The sequence below is a fragment of the Novosphingobium sp. genome (assembly GCF_027486195.1).
In the GTDB taxonomy this organism is placed as follows: Bacteria; Pseudomonadota; Alphaproteobacteria; order Sphingomonadales; family Sphingomonadaceae; genus Novosphingobium.
Genome location: NZ_JAIXPP010000086.1, coordinates 90917 through 117851, shown reverse-complemented (window position 1 = coordinate 117851; position 26935 = coordinate 90917). Strand labels below are relative to the sequence as shown.

Annotated in this window: 19 protein-coding genes; 9 read left to right on the top strand and 10 right to left on the bottom strand. The window is 59.2% G+C overall.

Annotated features, from left to right (window positions below; genetic code table 11):
* Positions 1-739: hypothetical protein (locus tag Q0071_RS15920; protein ID WP_298171558.1), on the bottom strand; the 739-nt coding region annotated here is incomplete at its 3' end.
* Positions 740-1433: 694 nt separating this feature from the next.
* Between Q0071_RS15920 and Q0071_RS15915 the strand changes: the two genes are divergently transcribed.
* Positions 1434-2426 carry a DUF2493 domain-containing protein gene (locus Q0071_RS15915; RefSeq protein WP_298171555.1) on the top strand — a complete coding sequence of 331 codons (993 nt, stop codon included), beginning with the start codon at positions 1434-1436 and terminating at the stop codon, positions 2424-2426.
* Between the two features lie 249 nt (positions 2427-2675).
* Complete coding sequence (locus Q0071_RS15910; RefSeq protein ID WP_298171553.1) at positions 2676-3242, top strand: hypothetical protein; 567 nt, start codon at positions 2676-2678, stop codon at positions 3240-3242.
* Between the two features lie 232 nt (positions 3243-3474).
* Here Q0071_RS15910 and Q0071_RS15905 read toward each other — a convergent pair whose 3' ends face one another.
* Complete coding sequence (locus Q0071_RS15905) at positions 3475-3648, bottom strand: hypothetical protein (RefSeq protein ID WP_156135669.1); 174 nt, start codon at positions 3646-3648, stop codon at positions 3475-3477.
* Between the two features lie 37 nt (positions 3649-3685).
* Here Q0071_RS15905 and Q0071_RS15900 point away from each other — a divergent pair, with 37 nt between their 5' ends.
* Entirely contained in the window at positions 3686-3940 is a 255-nt protein-coding gene (locus tag Q0071_RS15900) for a hypothetical protein (protein ID WP_022675498.1), read from the top strand.
* 52 nt (positions 3941-3992) lie between these two features.
* Here the strand turns inward: Q0071_RS15900 and Q0071_RS15895 are convergent, their stop codons facing one another.
* On the bottom strand, positions 3993-4259 hold the full coding sequence (locus Q0071_RS15895) for a hypothetical protein (RefSeq protein WP_022675497.1): 267 nt from the start codon (positions 4257-4259) through the stop codon (positions 3993-3995).
* Positions 4260-4754: 495 nt separating this feature from the next.
* Between Q0071_RS15895 and Q0071_RS15890 the strand changes: the two genes are divergently transcribed.
* The 6 genes from Q0071_RS15890 to Q0071_RS15865 all read left to right on the top strand — a co-directional run bounded on the left by Q0071_RS15890 (position 4755) and on the right by Q0071_RS15865 (position 12506).
* Positions 4755-5045 carry a hypothetical protein gene (locus tag Q0071_RS15890; protein ID WP_022675496.1) on the top strand — a complete coding sequence of 97 codons (291 nt, stop codon included), beginning with the start codon at positions 4755-4757 and terminating at the stop codon, positions 5043-5045.
* Positions 5038-7434, top strand: a complete 2397-nt coding sequence (locus tag Q0071_RS15885; protein WP_298171542.1) for a type IV secretion system DNA-binding domain-containing protein — start codon at positions 5038-5040, stop codon at positions 7432-7434. The genes Q0071_RS15890 and Q0071_RS15885 overlap by 8 nt, the downstream gene beginning before the upstream one ends.
* Positions 7431-7715 (top strand): helix-turn-helix transcriptional regulator, encoded by a 285-nt coding sequence (locus Q0071_RS15880; RefSeq protein ID WP_052241798.1) that lies wholly within the window; start codon positions 7431-7433, stop codon positions 7713-7715. Before Q0071_RS15885 ends, Q0071_RS15880 begins: the two co-directional genes overlap by 4 nt.
* 1 nt (position 7716) lies before the next feature.
* Entirely contained in the window at positions 7717-10743 is a 3027-nt protein-coding gene (gene mobF / locus Q0071_RS15875; protein ID WP_298171535.1) for a MobF family relaxase, read from the top strand.
* Between the two features lie 400 nt (positions 10744-11143).
* Positions 11144-11353 carry a hypothetical protein gene (locus Q0071_RS15870; RefSeq protein ID WP_072384193.1) on the top strand — a complete coding sequence of 70 codons (210 nt, stop codon included), beginning with the start codon at positions 11144-11146 and terminating at the stop codon, positions 11351-11353.
* Between the two features lie 220 nt (positions 11354-11573).
* A complete protein-coding gene (locus tag Q0071_RS15865; RefSeq protein ID WP_298171531.1) occupies positions 11574-12506 on the top strand; it encodes a helix-turn-helix transcriptional regulator in 933 nt (310 codons plus the stop codon).
* Positions 12507-12892: 386 nt separating this feature from the next.
* On the opposite strand, the gene Q0071_RS15860 is transcribed toward Q0071_RS15865, so the two are convergent.
* The 7 genes from Q0071_RS15860 to Q0071_RS15825 all read right to left on the bottom strand — a co-directional run bounded on the left by Q0071_RS15860 (position 12893) and on the right by Q0071_RS15825 (position 26870).
* Positions 12893-16018 (bottom strand): DEAD/DEAH box helicase family protein, encoded by a 3126-nt coding sequence (locus tag Q0071_RS15860; RefSeq protein ID WP_298171528.1) that lies wholly within the window; start codon positions 16016-16018, stop codon positions 12893-12895.
* Between the two features lie 121 nt (positions 16019-16139).
* Entirely contained in the window at positions 16140-17816 is a 1677-nt protein-coding gene (locus Q0071_RS15855) for an RNA-binding domain-containing protein (protein ID WP_298171525.1), read from the bottom strand.
* A 3-nt stretch (positions 17817-17819) separates the two neighbouring features.
* On the bottom strand, positions 17820-19712 hold the full coding sequence (locus Q0071_RS15850) for a site-specific DNA-methyltransferase (RefSeq protein WP_298171522.1): 1893 nt from the start codon (positions 19710-19712) through the stop codon (positions 17820-17822).
* 412 nt (positions 19713-20124) lie between these two features.
* Positions 20125-20784 (bottom strand): DUF4391 domain-containing protein, encoded by a 660-nt coding sequence (locus Q0071_RS15845; protein WP_298171519.1) that lies wholly within the window; start codon positions 20782-20784, stop codon positions 20125-20127.
* Positions 20781-24068: a helicase-related protein gene (locus Q0071_RS15840; protein WP_298171516.1), complete on the bottom strand. Its 3288-nt coding sequence runs from the start codon at positions 24066-24068 to the stop codon at positions 20781-20783. Before Q0071_RS15840 ends, Q0071_RS15845 begins: the two co-directional genes overlap by 4 nt.
* A 514-nt stretch (positions 24069-24582) precedes the next feature.
* Positions 24583-26055, bottom strand: a complete 1473-nt coding sequence (locus Q0071_RS15830; RefSeq protein ID WP_298171513.1) for a DUF6035 family protein — start codon at positions 26053-26055, stop codon at positions 24583-24585.
* 41 nt (positions 26056-26096) lie between these two features.
* The gene (locus Q0071_RS15825; RefSeq protein ID WP_072383924.1) at positions 26097-26870 is read right to left on the bottom strand and encodes a hypothetical protein; all 774 of its coding nucleotides are present in this window, start codon (positions 26868-26870) and stop codon (positions 26097-26099) included.
* Between the last annotated feature and the right edge of the window lie 65 nt (positions 26871-26935).

Here is a 26935-nt window from a genome sequence, read left to right as displayed (position 1 = left end):
GAGCGGGCAGTGCGTTGATGGTCCTCACCAAGGCATGGAAATCGAAGTCCTCAGTACGCTTGGAAGCGACGAAGAGGGTGCAGCGATACGGAAAGTACAGACCAGGCCAGTCTGCAGCGACGAGATCCCAATCATTTCGCTTTGCCCACGCTGCCCGTTCATCGCTCACGCTCGGTCCGGAATAGGGCTCGTCGATGAGTATGAACTGTCCGCTGGCCGGCAGTTTCCAATAGCTCGAATGGTCTTTGCCGGGCAGTTCCTCATCAAGATCAGCCATGGCGCGGCTAGCTTCGCGGTAGTCGCAAGGACGTAGACCGGTCATCTCCATGAAACGAAGAGCTCGCGCTGCCTTGCACAAGCTGTCGCGAACATATTCGCGCGTAGGCCCCACCATGTCTTTCACGAGATGGTCGGGTGCAGCCACGCGCATGGATGCGAGACCGCCGACAAGCTTGAGCTCGGCTTTCGAAACCAGTTTCAAGAGCGGCCGCGATAGGGTGACGGGCAGAGATTCACGACCCCGCTGGAACGTCTCCAGGTCTTCCCAGTAACCGGTCAGGAATACTTGGAACGACTTGTCGCACATCCTAGTGCGCGCGTGCTCGTAGTTCTCAAAACCTGCACTTTGCGCGGCTGAGTTGAGGGCCTGTCGGTAGGGAATGCCATCTCGCTTTTTGCGCTGGTTCGCGAGGCGTTTGATGTTGGCCAGACTGGACGGCCGCACTTTTGCAATCGACATGACTGTTCTCCGCGGCTTGAAATGTAGCGTCACCCGTCAACCACCAGCGCTCAAGCCCGAACAACATGTTGCAAGGGATTGTGAGATATCGCGGCAGTGCTGATCGACAGCTTGGCTTGGAGACGGGCGTCATGCTCCTGCCGGGAGCGCTCATCTGTTAAACGATCAGGCGAATCGTGACAACAGTCGCTGGGCCGACTTCAAGTTGAAAAGTCCTGCGAAACTGCATCCCTCTCGGGATCATCTCATACGAAGCGCGCAGCCGGTTAGCGCAATCAAGCAGCGCTGGCTGCTCAGGCCGATCGGCTTTGCCACCGCATCCGCGCACAATGGAATGGCGGTGTTCCCGCTGTAACCCCTGCGCAGGGCCGAAGGGGCGGCCCGGCGTGGCGCCGAGGCGCCTGACCGGTCCTGCCTTCGTCTCTTGCTCGGGGGCGGGAACGTCTCTTCCACACACAGGAACACTTGCCGAAACATATCGGTCTCCGGCGCTCGTCAAGGATCGCGGTTCCCCCAATTTTCCGCACACGTGCCCGCTGCGCTGCGCTTGCGGCAAGTGCGCAGAAAATCGGCACCCCCACGCCCGCTGCGGCGGCGGCGAGCATCGCTCGCCGTCCCTGACTGCACGCCTCCCAACCGATGAGTTTTCGGCCGTTCCCGATGTGGGGACGATTTCAACAATCGGAGGCTACCCATGCAGAAATTCAACAGCTTCGCTGATCTCGCCAATGCGCGCATCGAACTCGCCGACAGCCGTGACGGTATCGTCGAATCCTACGACGGTGCCTTTGTCGAGCACAGCGATCTTGCCAAGCTGAGCATCATCGATGAACCGATCGCAGCTGAAATGCCCGATCCCGACATGGCGCGCCGCGCCGTGGAGATGGCTATCGGAACGATCTTCGATGTCCTCAAAGACACGCGCATGGAGGAGTTCGCGCAGCAACTTGCCTGGGGGATGGTCAACTCGTTTCACATGACCGCCCGTCTGGCCGAGGGGCGCGAAGACGATGCCGCGAAGAAGCTGGGTGAGCTCGTTCGTCACTTTGATCCTTCGGAGATCTACGCCGTGGAACTCGAGGAGACACAAGCGCTCTGCCAGACGCTGCAAGGATGCCGAGAAGCGCTCGAGGCAATGCGGGACCATGCTGCCGACGTCTACCGGGTCGAAACAGGCCGGGTATTCACAGCCACGCGCGGGTCGCAGGTCAGCAAGAATGGTGTGACCGCCTCGCAGGTCCAGGCGCAGGATTACCTTGCCGCTCGGGCGAGAGATCGGCGGGCACAGTTCCAGCCCGATGGGCCGCTAGTGATCGTCTCTGGCGGCCAGCAGGACTGGCATGATTTCGAGATGATCTGGGAGATCCTCGATGACATCAAGGCCCGCATCCCAACGATGGTTCTTGGGACGACCGGAATGCGCAAGGGTGTCGATGCCATGGCAAATGCATGGGCACAGCGGAACGGGGTGCAAACCATCCTCTTCATGCCCGATCGTCGTCACGGCAACCGTGCCCCGTTCTTGCGCAATGAGAACATCGTGAAGCTGGGGCCGGTCGAGGCGATTGTCGGCGAAGGTTCCGGCATCCAGTCCAACTTGGCACAGCGCCTCCGCCAGGCGGGAGTGCCGCTCCACATCCGGCGCATCAGTGATCAGCGCAAGCCAGGCTCACGCAGCCTCGCATGAGCGCTTTATGGAAGGCTCCGGCTCTGACCGGGGCCTTCCATTCTTCTTGCGTGCGAGCACGGGCTCAGGGGGCATCGAACCCACCTTGCCCGTCATGGAGGAAGCCCGCTGGTGCCTGATGCTTAGCGCCGATTGGAACATGCAAAAGGGCTGCCCGAGATCGGTGGGAATGGCCCCGCTCACTATCCGGTCCTCACCCCTAAAAGAGGAGGGGGAAAGCAAGGTGGCGAGCAGCAGCAGGAGGCAAAGATGCTCGTCACTTTCAGGGTCAAGGACAAGACCACTCGGCTCTATTCCGAACCTGCGGAAATATCCGCGCTCGAGCTCGCAAACTTGATGCGGCGGCTGCACGCGGGCCATGCCGACATCGAAACCGAGAGCCACGAATTCTCGGCTGCACCGCTCAACTTCGAAGTCAACGCGAACTCTCTTTCCCTCGCAAGCTTTGCCGCCTGCTTTGACTGGCGCGCCGAGGTAATTGCGATTGTCGAGGAGGCGCAGTTTCTTGGGCGAATGCTGCGTGTCCACTGCCCCGGCGGACCCTCCCCGATCACAATCATGGTCTCCGAGCATATCGCCCTTGCGCGCGACATCCTGCTGCCATCAGAACTTGCCGCCAAGGTTGTGCGGGCACTGGGGCAGAGCGACGGTTCAGAGGGGGAAATCTCGCTGGATGCGCTACGTGCCCTGCTTAGCGATCACCATACCGCTGAAGCCTTTCGCAGTGCCCAGATCGAGACCGTCTTCGAAAGCCTTTCGGTCCTTGCATACACCGATTGCGGCGAACAGTTTCCAACAATGGAATGGGCGTCCTGAGCGCGTCCTCAGGTGAAGCACTGCTTATCCGCTGAATGGCAATCTAGCTCCCGTTTCTGAATACACAGCGCTAACCAGTTTCAGGTCGATCGACGAACAGCCTCCCGTTCGTTCGGCAAGGGAAAAGGGTGCCCGGCTTCAAGCCGTGGTGCCCTTTTCGCATGCTATGGAACCAGCGCTCTGCGCGAGGGTGGCAACGCTCCCAAGGCGCGGTGTAAATCCGACTTCAGCCTCATGCCAATGGCCCGTCCACCACCATCGCCATGAGCACTCCGGACATGCCCGGGTCAACCACAAACAGGCCGACCGGGAAGTCCGCAAGCGGACTTCCGCACCACTCGACCAGTTTGCGGTCCAGCCTCCGCTTCGCTCCGGTGACCCGAGCACATCCGGAGCGCTGCTTCATGGCATGGCGGACGAGCCGCCAATGACAGGAGGCAACGATGTGCTACACCGCAGAAGCCTATGAAGCTGACACCGCCACGATCCGTCAGATCGATACCGACATCATCGCACTCGATGAGAAGATCATGCAGGCAGAACGGCGCTCCTATCACACCTTCTTCGATGTGCACGTGGTCCGGGTCGGAGACGGCTCATATCTGCTGATCGAGGAAGGGGACTATGGTGAGCTTCCGCTGCATCTGATCGACGACATCGTCTACACCGCAGCCGGGAAGATGGACGACGAATACTGAGCCTCACGGGTGCGGCAATCCGCACCCAAACGCCCCTGTTCTTACGCCCGTCTCACGCCAGCTTTGCCAGAGCATCAACCGCTGCTTTGGGCTTCACTTTCACGGCGAGCTCGAGGAGCTGGATTGCACGATCCTGCCCCACCTTTCGCACCAGCCTGGCCAGCTGCTTCTCCGCCTCTTCCTGTTCGAGTTCCGCGAGCTTCTTCTTCCGCTCTGCCAGCTCCTTTTCAGCGGCTTCCAAAGCAGCGCGCTCGCGTTCAACCTTTGACACCATAAGGCCTATTCCTCGCGTCTCGTTTGACTGGCAGATGATAGTCATCTGTGGGGTCAAATCGAGACGTTTTTTTGTCTGATGCTTCTGCGCCCTCGTGGACAATCGTGATGACACCCCGCAACTGAGGCTTCGAGACGGGCACTGCCGATCGTCGTCGATGCAGTGCAGTCTCCGCTATCGGGTGACGCCGGCCTTTGGCCTGGCTTCCTTCCAGAATGCCACCTCCGACATGCGACTCCCCCCAAACCTTTGATCTCAGCACATAGCCGCCAAGTCCCTGAGAAAGCACACCGAACACGGTTTGACCGTAAGGCGTTTCGGAACGAATCTCGTGTAATTGCAGGAGTTTAGGCGGAAATTAGCGACCCTGGGGAGCGGTGAAACATGTTTCGGGCACCGACGGGCAACGTCTAAAGGTCGTGAAATCAGACATATAGCGCCGCAACATGTTTCGGATCGCAAAGCGCTTTTCATGGCGTTTCGGCTACGGTATAAGAACTGCTGCGGTATCCAAGCCATGCATAACCTTGTGAGGTTTGCATGGGTAAAGTCTTCAAAGGCATCGGCATCGGTCTGTCCGAGGAGGTGCTGCGCGAGCTGGATGCATTTGCCACCAGCAAGGGTGTTTCGCGGGCTGAAGCGATCCGGGCTTCGATTGCCGTTGGCCTCCCCCTCCTCAACCTTGGCATCGCGCTCAATGCCGAACGCGCTCTGACGATCCTCGAGCATACTCAGCTCGCGCTGTCGCTTCTGGTTGAACGGCAATACCCCGAGGACGTCAACGAGCTCATCGATATGGCTCTGCGCAACGTGCGTGAATACCATGCGTGAGGACATCCGTTTCAGCAAGAAAGCCGTCACGCTAACTCACGACTCCGCGCGCGGAAAAGTGAAGCGAAATGCCGGCAATTTCACTCGCGGATCGCAGCTGTTTCACCATCAGATTCTGATGACCTGGGCAGGGGTGCGTATCCCTCTTTACACATGGGCCGGGACAACGCTCTGTCTGCTGTCCCTGCTCGTTGCGATCACCTTCAAAGACCATGAGGTGAACCTTGTTCTAATGCGGGTCCTTGCCGAGTTCTGGAACTGGGTCGGACTGGACCCCATGAAGTCCGTCAACCTGACCCTCCCGTCGGGCGATATGGTGCAGGGCCGGATGCATATGGTGCCCTTTCATCCCGCCGTCATGGCGGCATGGGGAAAGGCCATTCAGGTGACCGTCTCGGCCATGCTGGGTTCGGTCTTCATTTGCGTCCCGCTGACGATCTGGTTCTTTGACTATTCGCGGCGCCGCGGGTCAGAAATTCTCACCGAGCGCCATGAGCGCGGTGCGGTCAAGGTCGAGCGTGATGTGCTCATTGCGGCGATCAAACATTACAACTGGAACGAGCATCAAAAGGAATGCCTTGCCCGGGTTCCAGCGGAGGACCCTGACGCGGTTCTCAAAGAGGACCTCAAGAGCCGCACGAGGCGCGGGCTGCACCAGCCCTACAGGCTCGCTGGAATCCCTTTCCCCTGGCGTCTTGAGCAGAGTCACGCGATGTTCATCGGCACCACTGGTGCAGGCAAGACAACCGAGCTGAAGAAGATCGTTACCCAGGCGCGTGCGCGGGGCCATCGGTGCGTCATCTTCGACCTCACCGGGACCTTCGTCGAGAGCTTCTACGACGAGACCACTGACTTCATTCTCAATCCGATGGATCAGCGTTGCCAGCCATGGTCGATCTTCAACGATTGCGACAACTATGCCGAGTTCATGAGTGCCGCCAGCGCGCTGGTCCCGAGCGGCCGCAATGCGGACGATGATTTCTGGCAGAAGTCGGCGCGCACAATCTTTGTCGAGATGTGCATGAAGATGATCAAGCTCGGCATCCGCTCGAACGGCGGGCTTGCCTACTTCCTGATGCACGCCGACCTCAAGACAATCAGCCGCTATCTCGAGGGAACGATCGCGGCGCCGTTGATGTCGCCATCAGCCGCAAAGATGGCTGAAGCCATCCGGGCAACCTTCAATGCGAACGCCAACGTGTTCCGCTTCTTGCCCGAGCCACCGAAGGGCAGACCCGGCTTCTCCATCAACAAGTGGATGACCGAGGATGTGAAGGAAGGATCGATCCTTTTCATCACCTCGACCCACCCAGACCTTGTGCTCAATCGGCCGCTGCTGACCTTGTGGATGGACATTGCCGTCAACGCCCTGTTTCGTATGGGTCGGACCCGCAATCTGCGCACCTGGTTTCTCATTGACGAAGTCCATGCGCTCCATCGTCTGCCCGCTATCGAGAATGGCCTTCAGACCGCCAGAGGGGTCGGCGGTGCCTTTATTCTGGGAATGCATTCCTTCGGTGCCTTGCAGGACACTTACGGGGAGAATGGCGCGACGCATCTCACGTCTCTCGCTGGCACCAAGCTGATCCTTAAACTGGCCGATCCGGCCACTGCCCAGCGCTGCTCGGAATTTATTGGCCGGCGCGAGGTCAGGCAGATGGATGAGGCCTATTCCTACGGGTACAACAGCAACCGGGACGCTTCGACGATCACCCCGCGCACCCAGGTGGCCGAACTCGTCTTCCCGGACGACATTTCCAACCTTCCATCGATGCACGGATTTGTGAAGTTCCCGGACGGATTTCCGGCAGCCCGGATCGAGCTCAGTTGGAAAGACTATAAGGCGCGCGCGCCCGGCTTCGTGCGTGTCACGGATATGCGCGCGGCAGATTATGTTCCAACGCCCGAGCAAGCCGCAGAGATGCTGATGAGGGCAGGTGAGGAGAACGGTCCGGACAGGCAGCCGCAGCGGTCTGAAAAGCCCGTCGATGCGGAGCGCACCGATGCCGAGCAGGAAGCGGAAAGGTTGCGCGAGGAGATCGAGCGATCGGTCGAACGAACCGTCGAAGAGGCTGAGCGAATTCTGCGCGAACAGCGCAAGGAGGAAGAGAGCGCTGGGCCAACGACGCGCGATCACGACCCCCACAGCGCCTTCAAGTTCAGCAAGTCTGGCGAGAAGGACAGACGCGAGAAGCAGCAATTTGCTTTGAAGGATGTCGAGGAGCGATCTGGTCTCACGCGGAACCGTACTGAACAGCAGCGCGACAGGGATGCGCGGGATGCGGGCCAGGAGAGCGAGATCCAGCGTGAAAACATCCATGGCTTCGGGGCCGAGGACAAGCGCCGCGCAGAGCCTTCGATTGATGACGATCAGGAGCCGGAACGATGACGGTTCACATCACTGTCCGGAAGCCGGCACCAGCATCCTGCGTTGCCTTCGGCCTACGGCTGCGGACGCTGCGAGCGGCGCTTTCCAAGACGCAGGGCGAGTTCGCCTCGGACCTCGGAATCGCGGTGAAGACGGTCAAGAATTATGAAGGCGGTCACAGGGATCCGCCAGCCACTCTCGTCGCGCTTGTCTGCATCAAATTCACTGTCGATCCAGCCTGGCTTCTGCTGGGTGATGCCGCTCGTCCGATGTTCCAGTCAACGCCTCGGGAAGGGGCCTGACATGCTCTCGGTCGCATCAGTGGGATCTGCTGGAGGCGCAGCCAACTATTTCGCCAAGGATGACTACTATGTTGGCGATGGCCCGGCTGAGCTCAGCGAGTGGGGCGGGAAGGGTGCCGAGGCGTTCGGGCTCAAGGGGCCAGTCTCGAAGGACGACTTCGAGAAGCTGCTCGATGGCAAGCTTCCCGACGGCAGCATCGTCAATGCCAATGCCAACCGCCGCGCCGGAATTGACCTGACTTTCTCGATGCCGAAATCGGCCAGTCTGATGATCCAGTTGGGGGGCGACAAGCGCGTTCTGGAGGCGCAAGCCAGTGCGGTCAAATCTGTCATGGCCTATCTGGAAAAGCACTTCGCAGAAGCGCGGGACTATTCCCGGAATGGCAATGGCGAACCGGTCAGGACCGGCAACCTCGTCTACGCGCTCTTCCAGCACGATACGAGCCGCAAGCTCGACCCGCAGAACCACACCCATGCTGTGATCGCGGCGATGACGCAGGACAAGGCGGGCAAGTGGAAAGCGCTCTGGAACGGCGAGATCTGGAAGAACAATTCGGTCCTCGGCTCGATCTACAACGCGGCCCTGCGAAGCAACCTCGAGAAGCTGGGATACCAGACAGAAATCACCGGCAAGCACGGGCAGTTCGAGATCAAGGGTGTCCCGCGCGACGTGATCGATGCCTTCAGCCAGAGGCGTCAGGACATTCTGGCAACCGCGGAGAGGTTGGGTCGCAGTCCGACCGAAACCGAAGCGATGCGCGAGATCACCAAGCGGACCCGCGATCCCAAGCTCAATCCCGACGACAAGCAGGCGCTCAAGGCAGAATGGGCGCGGCGCGCGGAAGGTCTTGGTTTCGACGCCAAGGCCCTTGCCGAACAGGCTATGTCGCGCTCGCAGCTGTCGGCCGAAGCCAAGCTTGGCACCGCCGAGCGCGTGCGCGAGGCGATCAACGACATTCGCGCGAATGCCCGAATCTATACGCGTCCGGCTGACGAACTCACGACTAATGGCCTGGCGCGGACCCTGCTGACCCCAACACAGCTGCGCACTGAGATGGCAACCGCTTCGGCCATTCGCATGATTGGTGAGCGAGAAACCTCGTGGACGCGAGCCGAGCTCGTCAAGAGCGCGCTGGACCTTGGCCTCAAGGGCGTAACCGCCGAAGGTGTCGAAGCCCGAATGCAGCGGCTGCTGGAGGGCGGCCAGGTGCTCGCAGGCAAAAGCACCCGGATCGATGGCGTGCCTGATCGGTATACCACGCCCGAACACCGAATGATCGAGCGCTCGACACTCGACAACGTGGCGCGAGGGAAGGGGGCCAGTCCAGCCATGATTGCGATGGGCGAGGCCCCGGCACGCCTGCGAGATGCCGCAGGCGAAAAGCCACTCAATGGCGAGCAGATCGCCGCGGGCACACTCGCGCTTGGCAGTGATGACCGGACGGTGGTGATCCAGGGCGTCGCGGGCGCCGGCAAGACGACTCTGATTTCCGCCATCGCCAGCGTCGCCCATCAGGAGGGCAAGGAGGTCATCGGCCTTGCCTTTGCCAACAAGATGGTAAGCGATCTCCGGAACGATACCCAGCTTCGCGGCCGCGGCGGCGAAGTGCTGCAAGCCGGGATCGCAGCGCAGACGGTCTCCTCGTTCATCAACCAGCACTTGCGCGGCGCACTCCGTGGGTCAGGGCCGCAGTTCGAGGCATCGCGCAACGCGGTCGCAGGCAAAGTTCTCATTCTTGATGAAGCCTCGCTCGTTGCCAACAAGCCGATGAACGACCTTCTCACCATCGCCAACCGGCTTGGCGCCGAGAAAGTCATCATGGTGGGCGACAAGGCGCAGCTGCTCTCGATCGAGGCGGGCAAAGCCTTTGCACTCATCCAGGCCGACAATCCGGCCATGGCCCGGCTCGACACCAGCCTGCGCCAGCGGACCCCCCACATGCAGGAAGCCGCCGGTCTTGCGAGGGCAGGACAGTTCAGGGAAAGCTTTGCCTCGCTTGGCGAGCGCGTGATCGAGGCGGGGCATGATCATCTTCGGGTCACGGCGCAAAACTGGCTAGCGCTGTCGCCGGAAGATCGGGCGCGCACAGCGATATACTCTGCAGGGCGCGATGCACGCGGCGCGCTCAACCGGATGGTGCAGGAGGGGCTGAAAGCCGAAGGAGCGCTGAAGGGCGAGGGCATACAGCTGACGACACTGCTACCGGCCCACGCGACACGCGAAGAGCTGCGCTATGCCAACACTTACGACAAGGGCCAGGTTCTCGAGGTCATGCGTGCCAACGCTCCGGGGGGGCTGGCGTGCGGGCGCTATGACGTTGAAGGCACCGATGGTCAGGGGAGGGTGGTGCTACGCGATGCACAGGGCAAGCTGAAGCGCTTCGACCCTTCCAGCATCGACCCGGCTGACAAGCGCGATGCTCTGCGACTTTCAGAGAAGCACCGGGAGACGATCTACGAAGGTGACAAGGTCCGCTGGAACGAAAAGGACACCGCTCGCGGCCTGATGAAGTCCGAAGAGGCCCGGATTCTGATGATCAAGGACGGGGTCGTAACGGTCGAGAATCGCCAAGGCGACACCATCGAGCTCAAGCAGAACGACCGGATGCTCGAGCGCATGGGTCTCGCCTATGCGCTGAACATGCATCAGGCGCAGGGCGATACCCGCGACATGGCGATCGGCGAGATGCACTCGGCCGCTCGCAATCTTTCCAACCAGCGCCTTGCACTTGTGATGATGACCCGCGTGCGTGACGACATCACGATCGTCACCAACGACAAGGACCGTCTGCTCAGTCAGATCGAGCGCAACCCCGGCGACAAGACCAGCGCGCTTGAGACCCTTGGCGAGAAGCAGGTCGATGAGGGCAAGGCGAAGCGCACGTCCGCTGAATTCAGCCCGAAGATCCCCGAACACCTGCGCGCCGGTGGCGACAGCCTCGCGCCGCTTCCCAATGTGGCAAGGGACAGCCTGCGGTCAGTACCTCAGATCGACCTGCCCGAACGCAGCATCGAACGCAGCCGATAGGAGATGAGTCATGCTACGACGAGATCCAGCGATGTCCGGTGCGGAATCAGGTTCTGCAAGTGAGCCAATTTCTCTCGTTTCGCATCCGGTAACGGAAGGGTTTACCAAGGCAACAGGGGTTGGTGCTCCCGGCGTCGCTGAGCCGGTTGGGGTCCAGCCTGGCCCTTTCCCCGGACCGGAATGGGTTGCGCTCGGTTTGGCCATCCTGGCCTCAGTGGTTGCCGGATCGCTGGCGGCTGCGTGCGCAACAGTCTTCCGGAAAATAGTGCGGCTGCACCCTTCACGGCTCAGGGCTCGCCAATCAGCCACTACCCGATCGGCCAGGCCCCAGAGGCAATCGGCATGATCCTGCGCATCCAATCTTACAGACCGTCAATCAACACATCAAGGAGAGCATGAAATGGCATTCGATTACGAAGATGCCGGAACCTTCGGCAGCGAGCGCGAGGCGAAGGACTGGGCGCTGCGCAACAAGATTGATCTGCGCGATCTCCACATCCGCAATGCCGGCGGTCAGCGGGTCGAGGTGGGTATTCGCAAGAGCGCCTACGACCAGCGCGAAGACTATGACAACCGGTACGGGCAGAGGCAGGACGGCTTCTGGCGGTGAAAGTTTGGTGTGATGTGACCGACTGACGCCTGATGAGCCATTGGATCAATCGCGGAAGAGATATGATCCCCCGACAGATCAAGAAACCAATCTTTTGGCTCATTGCGTGATCCATCTGCGGGCTGACTCGGGGGCGGTAACCCTGCTTTCCGCAAAAATGAGGCATAGATGATTGTTGTTATGGCGTCGGAATGGCTCATTATTGAGGCAGGAGGACGTTATGAGCACCATCAACCCGGATAAATTGATCTTCCTGCGTAAAGAAGCTGGACTGACCGCCGAAGCGTTGGCCGATGCGGCCCACGTCGGCCGCGCTACCATCACCCGAATTGAAAACGGGAAAGCAGGCGCCACCCGAACCGAGACGGCCAAGAGACTGGCAAGCACCCTGAAGTGCCAGCCTGTGGACCTTTTCACACCTCCCGAGCCTGATCAGGCGCGCAACTTTTTCAACGATCGCGCGCCCCTCGACCTCAGCATCTCGAATGCGGCGCAGAATGCGCTGGAGCTTGTCGCCATGCGCTACAACGAAACCCGCGAAACCATTCTCGAACTGGCGCCGCTGCTGTTCGACCTTGTCGCGCGCGAGAGCCTGCTCGAACGCAGCAATCGGCTCGCGGAACTCAGCGCCCGGCGTGACGCCGTTGGTGAAATGGGCCGTCATTTCTCTCACCTCGGCGGCAGGTTCCTGCATGATTGGCAGGCGGAAGAAGTGGAGACCCAAGAGGAGATCTCGATCCGCAAGAAGGATCTTCGCGCCTCCTACGTTCTCGAGAGCACGAAGATCGAGGATGCCTTCGTGCCGCAGGATTATGACGAGGAATGCGACAACCCCTTCGTGGACCATCTGAAGCGGCGCATGGAAGAGGTGCGGCAGGATGGCGACGACGCACCTTCGCTCGACGTGTGGCCGGTTTGGCGCAGCCCGAGTTACGACGTTGGAAATGGGGAGGCATTGGTCCTCGCGCAGGGCGATATAGAACTGGCGAGGTCGATCTTGACAGGTGCTGTCCAACTCGCTCGGCTACCGAAAAACCTGCGCGGTGCAGATGCCGCGGAGGCAAGATTGGCCTGGATGCGTGAGCAAAAAGCTCTGCACGATGAGAAGATTGCAGAGCTATTTGGTGATCTTCTCATTGATATGAGTGAGTAGGTCGCGCGCTATGAGCAAGAGCCCATTTGGAGCCGGAACCCTAGCCGGTCGTGGCGCCGCACCACAAACTAGGCACGGCCAGCGACGGCAGGCTGAGCGCTGCGTCCCGCAGTTCATCATCGATGCGCTGATCGACTTTGGCGAGGAGCGATTTCTCGGAGGCGAATGCAGATCGTACAGCTTCACCAAAGCCACGTGGAAACGGTACGCCCACTACATGGGGCCTGCGATCGCGGGGCATGAGCGGTTCCGGAATGTCTACCTCGTCGTTGCGGGGGACAGCTCGATCATCACGGTAGCCTGGCGGCATTGATGGTGGTTGCGAAAGGCTTGGATAGGGTTCGACGTAACCGCCAATGACGTCGAGCTTTGCTGGCTGGTGTTTCTTAAGTCGTCACGATCTCCATCAGCTTGTTGTAGCTATCAGCTACCCCGTACCTGACATTGGGCGTCGGGTTCGATTCCGCCAGCTTGGCGAAGAACTTCTTGGCGCAACCGATTTTCGCCCGCTCGAGATCTCGAAGCGCGAGTGACGACATCGACCCCTTGGTTTCAGCGACGAAATAGATGTGCTTCACAGCACCGGCGCGAAACACAATAGCCCAATCGGGATTGTAGTCGCCAACGGGAGTCGGGATGAGGAAGCCGCGTGGCAGCTTCGCATAGACCTCGACCTCCGCACTTGTATCCAACTCCCCGACGAAGTCGCGCTCGACCCCTGAGTCTGTGATGCAATAGTCGAAGACGTGGTTCTTCAGCCGATCGGTCGCCCGCGAAAAATCCTGGCCGATCTCCGCCGCCGTGAAGATGTCGGCGTCATAACGCTCATCGATCGGATCGTAGACGAGCTGCTCGATCAGGTGCCCTGCCTTCTGTTCCTTGATCAGCCGCGCCGCCTCAGAAATGAAGTGCTCGGGATTGGCGCGATATTGGTCGAAGATCGCAGGCTCGATGCCGGTGAGGATCTGGGCCACGGTCTGCCGCAGGAGGTCGGTCGCCTCTGAGATTTTCCCCAAAAGATCGTACTTCACCGCCGAGCGGGCCGACGCGGCCTGGACGGTTTCGCTGCGCGTGACGGTAAAGCCGGTTCCATCCCGCAATTGCTCATCGGTGACCTTGTCCGACTGGATCCCCGTCTGCACGGTGTATTGCAGCTTCGTCACGCGCAGTTCGCTGTTGAGGGCACTGATACATTTTTGGATCAGCTCCGCCGTGTCGAACTCCACGCGGTAGACGGCCTTTCGGTTGATCCGGCTCCAGAGTTCCTGGAAGGCACCCTTGTGAAAATTGTCGTTCAGCGGGTTGCGCTTGGGCTTCCGTCCGTCCTCGAACTTGGGAAGAGCTGCATCGCTGTAGACGCTGTCGATCAGGCTGAAGACCTCAGCCTGGTACGGGACCAGATCGTCATGCAGCACGGCCAAAGTGCCCTCGGCCTTCGCGGTATAATAGGTGTCCGTGATCTGATCTGCGTCGTCGATGTAGTCGTGCTTGATCAGGTAGCGGTGAATCTGCGTCGCCATCTGGTCGGTGACAGTCACGGGCCCTTCCGGCGTGTGCAGCTGTTTACCCACGAAGAAGGCTTGGCTCGCCTTGCGCGGCCGGGCGGAGAGGCTTTCGGCGATCTCCTTTTGCAGTCCCGCTACGAAATCAGTGTAGCTTTCGCTCGCGATAACCGAGAGAATATTGATGTCGTGGACGGTCGCGGGATGATCAAGCCGATCGCCAAACCGGTCTACGGCCAGTCGGAGACCGCGGCCGACTTCCTGCCGGCGGGAGATCATGTTGAGACTTTGCTTCAGCATGCACATGACGAACACGTTCGGGTTATCCCAACCCTCCCGGAGCGCAGAATGCGAGAACAAAAAACGGACCGGCTCTTCGAATGAGAGCAGCCGTTCCTTGTTTTTGAGGATCAGATCATAAGCGTCGCTATCATCAGATTTCTCGGTCTTTTTTCCAGTTTCCTCGTCCTTGATGACCCTGAATTCTGGATCCTTCAACCGCTTGGTCTTCTTGTCGATCGAGAAATAGCCATCGTGTGTCTTGGCTACCGGGATCGCCTCGAGGTGCTTCCGCCAAGCTGCTTCTTCGAGAGGTAGTTCCGCGAGCACAAGCGCAACAGCCTCGGCATATTCTTCCTCGAACATGCGGGCATACTCGCCGTTCTGATCGTCGCGGCTGTAGTCGCGGTACTTGGCCACCTCGTCGATGAAGAATAGCGACAACACCTTGACCCCTTGGGCGAAGAGCTGACGCTCCTTTTCAAGATGGGCGCGGATCGTTTCGCGGATCTGAATCTGGCGGATGTCCCTCTCCGAGAGGTCACCATAAGCCTCGCCAGCCTTAAGCGTGATCCCATTGGTGAACTCGACGGTGTCGGCGGTGGCATCTATCTGCGACACGACGAAGTCACGGTACTGATCGAGCCCGCCTGACAGATCGTAGAGGTCATCGCGGAACTTCAGACGTTTCAGCCGGCGCTTGATCGTTCCGGTGGTGTCCTTGATCTCCATCTCCAGACGGGCAAATGGGCCGCCCTTGCCGCGGCCGACCGTCTCAATCCCCTCGAGATAGAGATAGGCCGTCGTGCCGGTCAGTCCCTTCAGCGCAATGCCCCGGACCTGGATCTTCTTCACCAGCTTCTGGTTATAGGCGTCCAGCGCATCGAGCCGGTGGATCTTGGTGTGTTCGGTCCGGTGTGTTGCCGAATAACGCATGATGAACAGAGGGCGAAACTTGGGAAGCGCTTCGACCGTGGCCTTGCCTTCCATCTTCTGCGGCTCGTCAAGGATCAGGATCGGCCGGTTGGCGGCGATCACATCGATCGGCTTGCGTGACTGGAAGTCATCGAGCGCGTCATAGATACGGCGGTTATCCTTGCCGCTCGCGTTGAAGGCCTGGATGTTCATGACCATCACGTTCAGTCCGGCATCAGACGAGAAGCTCTCAAGCTCGTGCAGGCGCTTCGAGTTGTAGATGAAGAAGCGGGCCTTCTTCCCGTAGGTCTCGGTGAAGTGCTCCGCTGTGATCGAAAGCGACTTGGCGACACCCTCGCGGATGGCGATGCTCGGGACGATGATGATGAACTTCGACCAGCCATAGCGCCGGTTCAGCTCGAACATCGTCTTGATGTAGCAGTAGGTCTTGCCCGTCCCTGTTTCCATCTCGACATCGAGATGAAGCGGTGCGGCGGCGGCCATATTCTTGAGATAGGCAGCCGGAGCGGGCACCGCCCTGCCTTTCGCATCCCGCGTGACAAAACTGGTCAGGGATGGCGATTGGGGGAGATTCTGTCGGCGCTGGACCGCGTTGATGTTCGTCAGCAACTGCGCATCGGTGAGCGCGATATCCGGGTTGCGGAACCCTTCATCGTCAAACGCCTCTGCCTGGTTCCGCTTGCCCGGGTCGATCCTGTAGGCCGGACCGACGCTGAAGGGCTGGCCCGCAAAGCAATCGACGACCGCGTCGACGGCCATGGTCTGGTAGGGCTGAACCTTGAACTTGAGCTTCATCGCCGACGCAGGCCCTTTCTGCATTCATAACTTTGGAGAGAGAATTTTCCACTGTGCAGAAAGAGGGAAACGACGGAATCCCTAGGATTTATCCGCACGACCTTTCTGCAAGAGGCCGCAATCATCGCGCATTTCTTTCTGCAAGCATCCATTGCGGCGCCGCCCGCGGACCCTTGTTCACGATCACCCCCTGCCGCCGCAGCTTGGTAAGCAGGTTGGCAATTTTCTTGGTGCGCTGTTCGGGCGTGAGGGCGTCGCTCAGCTTGTCGAGCAACAGCTGGTCGACCTCCCGACGTGTGGCACGGCCTGCGCCTGCGAGATAGTCAGTCAGTAGCTTCGCATAGAACTCATCATCCTGGGCGCGGGTGCGGACATAGTCGGCCATCGTGGCAGTTGCCGCTGCCACCGTCGCTGAGACATGGAAGTTCGGTTTGCGCCCCTCGATGAGCTTCCGGCGGCGCAGGTGCTTGATGGCATCGTCGGTAATGGGCAGCTTCTTCTGCACCCGATCAAGATTGACGACATCGACCAGATCAAGCTCGGTCTGCTGCATCAGCAAGCGGCTATAGGCGGGGTCGACCACGCGGCCATGAATTGTCAGGCTGACCGCGGTCGGATCCTTCACATCATAATCGGGCAACGGGAAGAACCGCCTCCGCTGCGCCTCATAGATGCGCTGAATGCCATACCCCATCTGGTCGATCATATTGAGCTCGGCCATTGCCTGGACCAGCCAGCTGTTACGATAGCGGCGCGGGGTCGAGCGGGCACCAGTGGCATAATCCGTGGGCTCGCCATCCACGAAACCGCCCTCGCTCTCGAAAGTCAGCCTATCGAGGTATTCGGTGACGACGATACGGCCGTTGCGGGTGTAGTCCTGGTGGGCGATGCAGTTGTGCAGGGCCTCAAGAACCACGCTTTGGTCATATTTCGACACCTCATGCGCCAGCAGCTGGTCCTGTGGCAGGATGCGGATCTGCACGTTCCGGATGCGGGCAAAGACCTCGGAGGATGTGAGCAAAAACGGCGGGTAGAAATGCTCATAGGCCTGCTCTTCCCCGCGCAGGCTCCAGGTGATCTCGGCCGGGTGCGGACTTAGCTTCCCTGCCGCCTCCATCTTGCCAAGCAGCAGCAGTGCTGCGCGGGTTATCGCGCCATTCTGGGTGACCTTCGCTCTGTCGAGGAACGTAGCGTCACTCCAGCCTGCCACTTCCTCTGGCGAGACCCGCCGTGCATGCTTCTCTGCAAATCGTTCTCGCGCAACAGAGATCGCCTTTGGGTCAAGGTCGGCCAGCGTTGCCCCCTCAACAACTTGTGCCGTCCAATCCGTAGCAATGGTTTGGCCGCGGATCTCATCGAGTTTGTCGAGCCCCAAGGGCATTAGGCTTTCGCCGGCTCGGGCATAATAGTGCCCGCTCCAACTGATGGGCATGCCACGAGGTGCGGCAGGGATCTCAAAGAGAATGACCCGGTGCCCATCCTCGTCGATCAGTACATGAATGTTTCGAAGTGTGACACTCGGCTCAGTACCGTCGCGCATCTGGTTCTTGAGGCTGAGGAGACGCTCGATCTCGGGACGATAGGCTGTACCGACCACCTTTCGGGTCTTGTCATTGACACCGAAAACCAGCCATCCACGCTCTGCGTTGCGCAGATTGGCTTCATTTGACAGCGCCGAGAAATAGCGCCCGATCTTATCAGTGTCGTAGTCCTTCCCAGCCTCCTTGAACTCCACCACCTCATCCTCCCAATTGGCGATAAGCTGGGCGAGCAGAGAAGTGAGCGCAGCCTGATCCATCGCTCAGATGGCCTTCAGTTCGGTGCCCGGCGAGAGCTGGCGGAAGAGCTGCTCGGCGTTGATACGATCAGCATCGCGGGCAAAGCTGGTGTCCCGGAACACGGCGCGCAGTGGCGCGCGGGCGGCGATTTCCTTCACCAACTCATCGGTGACGCCGGTGTCGAAACAGGCGATCAGCGCATTGCCATCCACCGAGTAAACGGTCTTCCCGTGCAGGGCTTCGCGGTTGATCGGCAGGGTCAGCTCCACGCCCCAGTCGATCAGCACCTGGAACAGCAGGTCCTCGCCGGTGCGATCGGGCTTCACGCTGTCGACTTGCCCAAAGAGCTCGTCCTGGCGTAGTTCATCGGGACGATAGAAGACGTTAGTCATATTCGAGCTGTCGATCTTCAACACGCGAAAGCCGACGTCTCGGTTCCAACCCTCATGGCATTCGCCTTCCAGGACCTTATTGCCGGCACGGCGTATGCGCTCTTTCGAGATTTCGGCAATGGTCGAGAAGCCTGCCTTTTCAGCAGTGGAACCAGCTTCGCATCCATCTGGGATCTGCACGGAAATCCAACGGATATTGCGCCCGAGAGCGCTCGCCATTGCCCAACAAGCCTCCGCTGTAGTCCCGCTACCTGCGAAGAAATCTAGAATAATCGGATTATCCGTATCCCCAATAGAGAATGTAATAAAATTTCTAATGAGATCGATAGGCTTCGGAAATTGAAGCAATACCTTCCCAGAAAAATGGGACGAAAGGTTCTCTGTCCCATGCTGAGTATAAATTCCGTCGATCACACTGAAAGGTTTCTCACCCCTCTCGACTCCATTTTCATCGCGAAGATACTGCTTGTAATTCAGTGTTTTGTCGGAACCAGACCCAGAAACAATAACCTCATCATTGGCCAGCGCCGTTAGCACTCTTTCCTTTGACCAAAGCCATTGCCTTTTTGGCTTAACGACCTCGCCGTCATTGAGGATAACATCGTAGACGAGGTTTGGGCGCGCATCCATACTCTTAGTCGCCTCCAAGGGCTTCAAGCGATACGGGCCTCGAACAGAATATTTTGAATCTCTACCTTTATAATACCTCTCGACCTTTTTCGGGTCATACGGGAGAGAAAACGGGGGTAATGAAGATATGTCTTTTGCGAACATTAGTACGTATTCATGTTGAGTTACCGCGTACTTTTCCTTCGGCCCCCCTCCATAACTTTTTTTCCAGACAAAGCATTCGACGAAATTCTCTGTACCGAAAACTTCGTTGCAAATGGCCCTCGTGTTATGGACCTCACCATCATCTATGCTGATGAAGATAACACCCTGATCACTAAGAAGTTTCTTCGCGATTTTCAGGCGAGCATAGATCATGGTCAGCCAGTCGGAATGAAACCTGCCGTTGCTGTCCGTGTTTGCTACCAAGCGTCCACCCTGCTCATCCGATTGATTGGATCGAAGTAGAAAGGTGTCAGAATTCTCTGAAAAATCATCGTCATATATGAAATCGTTCCCCGTGTTGTATGGGGGATCGATGTAGATCATCTTCACTTTTCCCAGGTAGCTCTCTTGCAAGAGCTTCAGGGCATCGAGGTTGTCGCCTTCGATGAAGAGGTTCTGGGTGGTGTCAAAGTCCACGCTCTCCTCGCGGCAGGGGCGGAGGGTCTTGGCGATCGGAGCATTGGCGGTGAGGAGTGCTTCGCGCTTGCCGGGCCAGTCGAGCCGATAACGCTCTTGCGGGCCTTCCACGATGTGATCCGAAAGCGTCTGGCGCAGCTGATCGAAGTCAACGGCGAGCCGGATGTTGCCCTGCTCGTCGGCGGCCTCTGTCACGCAATCAGGAAAAAGGGCGCGGATCTTGGTAATGTTTTCCTGAGACAGGTCCGGGCTGTGCATTTTCATCTTGTCCATGGCCGGAATTCCTAGCGGCCACGATGGCTTTTGTCGAACAGACAGCGGCACTTGATGGGCAAATGAGGAGCGGGCAGCCGTTGGGCTGCCCGCTCAATGGGTGGAGGTGGATACCACCGATGCGGCTACACCAGCCCCAACCGCCCACACAGTCTCAATTAAATGAGGGACGAACTTGACCAGATCTGCACAGCAACGATTAACTACACGGACTTTCGAAATAGAATTCTTCAGTTTTTTGCCCATAGCCTTCTCCTTAAAAAACTTGCTTCCAAGGAAGCGAAAGATTGAAAGAAGGGCAATCAGGACTAGTGCAGCCGCCGGATTCGAACCGACTCCAACCCCCGAAGTGGAAGGTGTTGGACGCAATTATACACATGTTACGAAAAAACGCAACAATTCTCTACGCCAGTCAGGCCTGGAGTGCCTTGAGCTTTGCTCTCGCCGCCCGAAGCGCCGCGTTGACCTCAACCTTGCGGTTGAACTGCTTTTCCCTAGCCAGAGCATTTTCAAGGCGCGTGATCTCGCGTTCGACCTGTGCGGCCTCTTCCGCCCGGGCCACACGCGCTGCAATCGGCTCGTCGTCGCTTCGCTTTGGCGGTAGCATGGGCTCGAGCAGCCGCGCATAGAGCGTGCCCATGTCCAGCGCGGTGGGCAGAGCCTGACGCGGTGCGTCCCCCGCTTCCCAAGCGGTGAAGGCGTGCGTTGCGGTGACCCACTTGCCCGCCTCCGCCTGGCTTGGGCGCTTCCACGCCATTGCCATCCGAGTGCGTCCGGCATTGTTGAGCTCGAGGATCAAGGGCCGCGGAATGGCCTTCTCGATCGCCACCAGAACTGCCGGTTCGACGTCCGGCGTATGCAGGTCGATCGCGATGACGGCTATTTCCTCGACGTCTGCCGACGGTCGTAGATTCAACCGATCCGCACGAAGCACGTGGGTCCACTCCATGCGCTCGACCTTATCGACGAATTTGGCCTGCATCGCGCGCGGAACCTGCGCGGCGCCGTATATCCGGCTTTTCGGGATCGCGCGGCCAAATGCCGTTCGCGGCGGCCACGCATAGAGGGTCACAAAGCAGCTCCGGCCTCTGCCTGCTCCACAACCACGAAGGCGATCAGTTCAAAGTCCTCAAGACCGCGGATGGTGTGGGAGAGCGCAGTGGTGGCACCGGCCGAGAACAGGCTGTCGAGGTCCCGCTCCTCCTTGGCGTCGATCATGGCGCGGATTGCGGCGTTGAGCAGCTGGGACGGCGCGCTCATATCCTGTCCATCGGCCGTTCGGGCATTGAAGGGCCGGAATGCTGGCGGAACCGGGGCTGTCACACCCTTGGCCGCAGTCCGTACCAGATCGAGCAGGTGCTTCACCTGGGTTTGATCGGCGACGACACTCCCATCATTGCCCATGTAGATCAGATAGTAGGGATGCAGGCGGTTCTGCCGATTGGTCGAGGCATCTCCCCCTACGGCCTTCAAAGCGAAGATAATGCCGGGCTTCAGCCCCTTGGCGGGTTCAGCCGGGACCACCGCATGAAGCCCCTTGGGTGTCGAAGCGAGGTCGCCGTGCTCTTTCACGTAGTTGAGCAGGTCCATGCGGAAATCGTTCAGCCCCAGGTCCGTGATCGAAATGCCGGTGCGGACATCCTCGAGCTCGATGACCTCTTCCTGCAGCCGGCGCAGCTGTTCGCGGCGATAGGCCGTGTCGCTGGCCTTGGCGGTCAGCACATTGTCATCGCCGGTCGCGGTGACGTCGGCGATGATCATGCGGTTTTCGACGCGCTCCTTGAGCTTGATGTAATCGTCGAGGGTGATGTCCGGCCAGTAATTCGCCAGCTGGATCTGCGCATTGGGCGAGCCAATGCGGTCGATCCGCCCGAACCGCTGGATGATCCGGACGGGGTTCCAGTGAATGTCGTAGTTCACAAGGAAGTCGCAGTCCTGCAGGTTCTGGCCTTCCGAGATGCAGTCGGTGGCGATCAGAATGTCGATCTCACCCGGCTCATCGGGCATGATGGCCGCCTTCTCCTTTGAGCGCGGCGAGAAAAGGGTGAGCAGCGTCTGGAAGTCATATCCCTTGCCGAGCGTGGATTTTGGGGCGTCCGACCCTGTCACGCGCCCGGTGTGAAGGCGGTGCTGCGCCAACATCTCCGCGGCGATCTGGTCATAGAGGTAGTGCGCCGTGTCAGCGAAGGCGGTGAAGATGATCACCTTGCGGTTGCCTGGGTTGATCGGCCGGTCCAGCTTCTCGCCGATCAGGCTCTTCAGATGCTGAAGCTTCTTGTCATGGTCAGGCGTGATGCGGGTCATCTCACCCAGAAGGGCATCGATCAGGGCGAGATCTGCTTCAAGATCATGTGCGAAGCCGGGCACGTCCATGTCCGCAAGATCGATCCGGACCTTGCCGCCGACACGGTAGGCCCCGAAACCCTCCAACTCATCGTCTTCAGCCTCGAGTGTTTCGATGTCGTCAGCATAGTCGACGATAGAACTGGCGCTGCGGCCTGAGCGGTAGTCCTCAACCACCTCCAGCGTCTTGCGGATGTTGTCCGCCAATGAGCCCAAGGTCAGCCGGAATGCATGGATTGAGCTTTCAAGGCGCTTCAGCAGGTTGACCGTCATCAGGGCCTGCAGGCTCTTGTCGCGGTCAGCTTGCCGCAGCTTCCCACCACCGCTCGACACATCCGTGTCGTAGAGCGCCTCATACTTGGCAAGGCGGCTCGGCAGGATGTAGCTGGTTGGCGCATAGACCGAGAGCTTGAGCAGCGTCAGCTGCGCAACAATCTCGTTGAGGTCCATGGCGCCAGGCACATCGGTCAGCGGCGGCCGGAAAGACAATGGCTTCAGGCGCTGCGGGAAATGGCCGATGTCGGTCATGTCGTAGAAGGTCGTGATATGCTTGCGTGACCGGGCGATCGTCACGCTGTCGAGCAGCTCGAAGAAATCGAAATCGAGTTCTGTCAGGATCGTCTCCGCGGTCCTTTGCTCGGGCGGCAGTTTGGACCAGCGATTGAAGGCAGCCTGTGCCCGGCGGAAGATCTCCTCGACGCTGGCGGTGGTATTCAGCTTCTCCGACAGCGTGTCTGAGTGACCCTCATAGGCCAGGGCCAGCTGGTTGCGCAGATCATTGAACCGGTTGTTCACGGGTGTCGCGGACAGCATCAGCACTTTCGTCTTCACGCCGGCCCGGATGACCTGGTTCATGAGTTTCTGGTAACGGGTCTCTTTCTCCTTGAACGCATCGTTGTTCCGGAAATTGTGGGACTCGTCGATCACCACCAGATCGTAGTTGCCCCAGTTCACCCGGTTGAGCGGAATGCCGTTCGATGAGCCCGAGGTGCGAGACAAGTCCGTGTGGCACAGGACGTCATAATTGAACCGATCCCGGGCGAACGGATTGGTTTTCAGGTTGGTGTTATAGTTCAGCCAGTTATCGGTCAGCTTCTTCGGACACAGCACGAGAACCGAGCGATTGCGCAGCTCGTAGTACTTGATCACCGCCAGGGCGGTGAAGGTCTTCCCCAAACCGACGCTGTCCGCCAGGATGCAGCCGTTGAAGGTCTCGAGCTTGTTGATGATCCCGGTTGCCGCATCACGCTGGTAGTTGAACAGCTTCTGCCAGACGAGGCTCTCCTGATAGCCCGTCCGGTCATTGGGCAGCACGTCCTCGTCGATATCCTCCAGAAATGCATGGAAGATATTGTAGAGCATGATGAAATAGACGCGTTCGGGGGAATTCTCCCGATAGACCGAGGCGATGTGGTCGCAGATCGCCTCGGTGACGTCTTCCACGCGCGACGGGTCGGACCAGATGGTGTCGAAGAGCTGGATGTAGCTCTGGGTGTGCATCGCCTCGTCGAAGCGGTTCACGAAATTCGACACAGCGTTGCCCTGAGCATAGCCCAAGTCGACTGCCGTGAAGCCAGACAGCGGCATGTAGGCGACGCTGGCCGGCGCACCGTCAACCGCAAGGAACTGCTGCATTGGGGCCGAGGACGCATTGGACTTGAAGCGCGCCTTCTTCCGAATCCACTCAGCGCACTCACGCGCGATCGCACGCTGGGTCAGCCGGTTGCGGAGCTGAATCTCGAACTCCGTCCCGGAGAGACCGGCAACCCTTTTGGATTTCGGGATGAAGAACTCGCGGCGCTCACGCGTCTTTCCGTCTGTCGCACGCTCGGCAGTGAACGTCTGCTCGGTGAACAGAAATTGCAGCTCTTCGATCTGCTGAAGCTCCTTGCGCAGAGCCTCGAACGCGAAAATGGAGAAGCTTGATGCGGCAATGCGGAGCCGCTGGCCGCGCTTGATGTCTTTCTTGAGCGCGTCCCCGAGCAGAACGTTGATGTTGTCGATTATCTGCACGGTTTACAGGATTCCTCCAATTCAGGACTGCATAAACCACGAAATCGATTGATGAAACAGGTCAGCGGCCTTCCGCAAAAAGCATGACGAGCATGCAGCCTCAACGCCAACGCAAAACCGTCTTGGTGGCCAGCATAGCTTGAGCGAGGTCTCGACCATCTGAAAGCCTGCAACTGGCAACGACACGGCCATAGCTCTGCCCGTCCGCTGTACATCGCATCGCTGGCGCTCGCACGATGATGTGACCGGTGTCGCGCTGGCCCTTCGGTCCACCTAGCAAACGAACCAAGGCATCTCTGGCCGCCACTGCAGAAGACGACGGGCATGGGTGCCCTCGCGAGCAGGTCCCATCCATTTCGCGGGCTGCGATGCCGGCGATCCGGATCTTCGGCCCCTCCTTGCACCAGATCGGGCCATCTCCATCCCAGACGGCAACGGGCGTGCAGACAAAGGTTGCAGCTGAGACGAGCGCAAGAAATCCCATTAGTCGTGTCCTGTGCTGGCAGTGGTCAGCTTATGCCGCCTCGCGTCCTTGCTGGTCGCGATTGTCGTTGCCGGGTCGTGCCTTTCGAGATGCTCCCATGGAAAGAAACGCGCACAAACGCTCCTCATCCTCTGCCATCCTGTATTTCGGGTCATGGAGTAGGTCGGCCCGCACAGCCTCAAGCTTTGCCTTCAGCTTTCCTGTTCGATCGTCGCGATACAGCGCCTCTTTTGTTCCAAACCTGCGTAGCATGTGGCCGAAAGCGAGAAGCAGCTCGGGATGCTGGTGGATGAGATGATGGCCTAGCTCAGCGAAGCTCTTGTAGCCGAAGCCAACCGGCCTTCCCGCCCTTGCGCTCTCGATGAGATGGACGATGCGCGTAGCCGTAAGCAAGTCCGGGTATTCCCCGTCCAGACCGTATCCCATGGAACGAAGGCGGTCATTGAGGAGAGCCCATTCCTGATTTCGAGGCATGTCATCGTCATCGCGTGTGGCATTGAGAACGAACCGAAGCACTTGCTCGCTCAGCTCGTTCTCCCGGTCTTCTAGGGCCTGCCTTGCGGCGGCCTCGATAGCTGCGATCCTTTCCAAGTGGGCTGCTCTGAGTTCTTCGCGGAGCCTTGCTACCTCCTGGGCATAGTCGAAGACGATGATGGTCTGGCTGTTCACATCAACCATGACCTCATCCCACCGGACCATTCGCTCAACCCACTCATCGACGATGTCATCGCCCTGAAGGAACGGTTTGCGGTACCAGCATGTCATGATGAAGGCCCCTGCCGCCTCGGACGCTGCTGCCGTGGTTTCATCGACAACGAAGATATTGGAGTTGTTCCCGAAGAGGATGTCGTCAACGGTCATGCGACGATAGCTCGGATGGAAGTACGGCAATACCCAGACGAGCGCAGCCCCTTCGGCACGATAGAACTCCTTCCGGCTCAGCACGACGTCCATGAAGGTTGTGCTCAGCTGCACCTCAAAGGCCAGTCTGTGGGTGTCTGTCCGCGCCGAAACGTCAGGTCGGCGGAGGCCGCAGAGACCTTCGCTCGCTCTCCAGGTCCTTTCTGAGGCCACATCCTTGAACCGTGGATCGGCCGAGAGGCTCCGCAGAAGAAGTTCCTTGACCCGCTTGTGCGCGCTGCTCTCCTGGGCGCCGCGGTACTTCATGGCCCTGATATCGGCTTCGCTCAGATCCGTCCGCGTGACAGCCGGACACGAGCCATTTTCATGGCGATGCCGAAAGAAGAACCGCTTGGTCGTGCTGCAAGCCAAATAGACCGGAACACCGCACGTCGCGCAGACGAAGCGTGCTTCCTCACGTTTGACGAGCGCCTTAAGTCTTTGGCGTAGCAGAATTGCGCGCTCATACCGGAATGCCCGGATCAACCGGCGGACATTGAGCACATGCCCAGTTCGCGGGTTCCTGACAGCGTCAATCTCGGGCTTTGTCACCGCCGATGCCCATGCCAGCGGATCGACGGTCGTGTTTCCAACCATGGCCATTTCCTTTCCTTGTGGCAGCAGACTCCCCTCGCCCGGGATGGCTAACAGCGCTCCAATCGCGCACCCGCCTGTTTTAGCCCCCAGCGTCGCTCGACATAGAATTCGAGCGACTTGCGGACCTCGAAGCTCAGAACTTCCTGCGTGAACCCATATTCCAACCGGACAGCGGCCTGCTGCTCTTCTGTAAGGCTGCTCAGCGGCCGAAGCCGGACTTCAACGAACTCTTCCCAGTCAGCATCGCGCGGAACGTCTTCGCCGACCGGTGCCACATCGAAGGTGCTATCGGGATGGACCCGAACCGGAACATAATCGCGCCATTCGCGGTGGTGGAAACTCCACGCCCGAACGTGCAGGCGCTCGCCGTCGGAGGCAAAATGCGCCGGTGCGATCCATTGGTTCTGACGCAGCCCACTCGACATTGACACATAGCCGATCTCGATCTTCTGCCGCTGCTCGACCGCCTGCCATAGGCGACGCATCACAAATGGGGGGCACTGCCGGGCCGGTGATGGAAGAATAGAAAGGCCGCTCGATGTGGGATGGCCGACAAACTCATCCGGCGAGCCTGCATCCTCCATAAAAGGCAGGCCGCGATGGTGGGGGTTGGCAACATAACACTTTCGGACCGTGTCATAACGAGGCTTCGGCTCTGCAACCCGCTCGAGATATTCCCTCAGATCGATTGCCGCCTGCGGAGACGAAATCCCGAAACGCTCGATCAGGTCCTTCCGGTTCACCTGCCCGCGCCATGTGAGGCACCGGTCGAGATAGACCAGGCGGGCGAGCATTGCTGGCTTGAGTGCAGGATCGTCCATGTCCGAACCCTACTTGACGAGCTGCCGCACGTCTATATAAATTTTATATGCACTTGGATTCGAGG

What these genes read in the sequence shown, in the direction of transcription:
- Q0071_RS15915 (WP_298171555.1), top strand. Translation starts at nt 1,434, where the DNA reads ATGCAGAAATTCAACAGCTTCGCTGATCTCGCCAATGCGCGCATCGAA.
- Q0071_RS15910 (WP_298171553.1), top strand. Translation starts at nt 2,676, where the DNA reads ATGCTCGTCACTTTCAGGGTCAAGGACAAGACCACTCGGCTCTATTCC.
- Q0071_RS15905 (WP_156135669.1), bottom strand. Translation starts at nt 3,648, where the DNA reads ATGAAGCAGCGCTCCGGATGTGCTCGGGTCACCGGAGCGAAGCGGAGG.
- Q0071_RS15900 (WP_022675498.1), top strand. Translation starts at nt 3,686, where the DNA reads ATGTGCTACACCGCAGAAGCCTATGAAGCTGACACCGCCACGATCCGT.
- Q0071_RS15895 (WP_022675497.1), bottom strand. Translation starts at nt 4,259, where the DNA reads ATGACTATCATCTGCCAGTCAAACGAGACGCGAGGAATAGGCCTTATG.
- Q0071_RS15890 (WP_022675496.1), top strand. Translation starts at nt 4,755, where the DNA reads ATGGGTAAAGTCTTCAAAGGCATCGGCATCGGTCTGTCCGAGGAGGTG.
- Q0071_RS15885 (WP_298171542.1), top strand. Translation starts at nt 5,038, where the DNA reads ATGCGTGAGGACATCCGTTTCAGCAAGAAAGCCGTCACGCTAACTCAC.
- Q0071_RS15880 (WP_052241798.1), top strand. Translation starts at nt 7,431, where the DNA reads ATGACGGTTCACATCACTGTCCGGAAGCCGGCACCAGCATCCTGCGTT.
- mobF (WP_298171535.1), top strand. Translation starts at nt 7,717, where the DNA reads ATGCTCTCGGTCGCATCAGTGGGATCTGCTGGAGGCGCAGCCAACTAT.
- Q0071_RS15870 (WP_072384193.1), top strand. Translation starts at nt 11,144, where the DNA reads ATGGCATTCGATTACGAAGATGCCGGAACCTTCGGCAGCGAGCGCGAG.
- Q0071_RS15865 (WP_298171531.1), top strand. Translation starts at nt 11,574, where the DNA reads ATGAGCACCATCAACCCGGATAAATTGATCTTCCTGCGTAAAGAAGCT.
- Q0071_RS15860 (WP_298171528.1), bottom strand. Translation starts at nt 16,018, where the DNA reads ATGAAGCTCAAGTTCAAGGTTCAGCCCTACCAGACCATGGCCGTCGAC.
- Q0071_RS15855 (WP_298171525.1), bottom strand. Translation starts at nt 17,816, where the DNA reads ATGGATCAGGCTGCGCTCACTTCTCTGCTCGCCCAGCTTATCGCCAAT.
- Q0071_RS15850 (WP_298171522.1), bottom strand. Translation starts at nt 19,712, where the DNA reads ATGGACAAGATGAAAATGCACAGCCCGGACCTGTCTCAGGAAAACATT.
- Q0071_RS15830 (WP_298171513.1), bottom strand. Translation starts at nt 26,055, where the DNA reads ATGGCCATGGTTGGAAACACGACCGTCGATCCGCTGGCATGGGCATCG.
- Q0071_RS15825 (WP_072383924.1), bottom strand. Translation starts at nt 26,870, where the DNA reads ATGGACGATCCTGCACTCAAGCCAGCAATGCTCGCCCGCCTGGTCTAT.